1 protein-coding gene and 1 pseudogene are annotated in these 607 nt (G+C 70.7%); both read left to right on the top strand.

The window, feature by feature from the left end; genetic code table 11:
- Nucleotides 1-71: 71 nt before the first annotated feature.
- Nucleotides 72-290, top strand: coding sequence for a phage tail assembly chaperone (locus tag DM995_RS20595; protein WP_116970898.1), 219 nt, complete (start codon nt 72-74; stop codon nt 288-290).
- Nucleotides 283-607: pseudogene (locus tag DM995_RS20590) on the top strand (tail tape measure protein); the annotation flags it as partial. The gene DM995_RS20595 and the pseudogene DM995_RS20590, both read left to right, overlap by 8 nt.

Raw genomic sequence — 607 nt, 5'->3', positions numbered from 1 at the left:
GTGGCCGAAGCCGGGCTGGTGGCGCTGACCCCGGTGCTGAAAATCCTGCTCCGGCAGATTCTGCAGGGCCGATGAGCGCTGCACCCTTTGCCGATGCGGCGCGGGTCCTTTCGGGCCTGGCGGCGCGGCTGCTCGGCTGGCGGCCGCACGAATTCTGGCAGGCCACGCCCGACGAACTCGCGGCTGCGCTGAGCATGCCAGGCGATCCCGTTGCCGCGCCGCCTTCGCCCGAGGCCATAGCGGCGCTGCGCGTGCTGTTTCCCGATGGATCGGAGACACGAGATGGATGAAGAGATCGAGCAGCTGCTGGTCAGCGTGCGCGCCGATACCCAGGGCTTTGGCCGCGACGTTGCGGTGATGCGCGGGCAGATCGACAGCACGTTGATCGAGGGGCTGGGCCGTGCAGGCCAGGTGCTCGAGCGCGGGCTGCTCGCCGCGATCCGGCGAGGCTCGCTGGGCTTCGAGGACCTGAAGCGCATCGCGCTCGCGGTGATGGAAGAGATCGCGGCGGCGGCGATCGAAAAGGGGCTGGCCGCGATCGGGCTGGGCAGGGGGGATGGCGGCGCATCGCCGGTGATCGGCCTGCTCTCCGGGCTGCTCGGCCTGC

It is taken from the genome of Blastomonas sp. UPD001, assembly GCF_003426715.1.
Lineage (GTDB): Bacteria > Pseudomonadota > Alphaproteobacteria > Sphingomonadales > Sphingomonadaceae > Blastomonas.
The sequence above is the reverse complement of the archived record's forward strand: the minus strand, read 5'-3'. Positions and strand labels throughout refer to the sequence as shown.

Bases quoted from the DNA above. Each gene is read 5' to 3' on its own strand.
- DM995_RS20595 (WP_116970898.1), top strand. From the start codon at position 72: ATGAGCGCTGCACCCTTTGCCGATGCGGCGCGGGTCCTTTCGGGCCTG.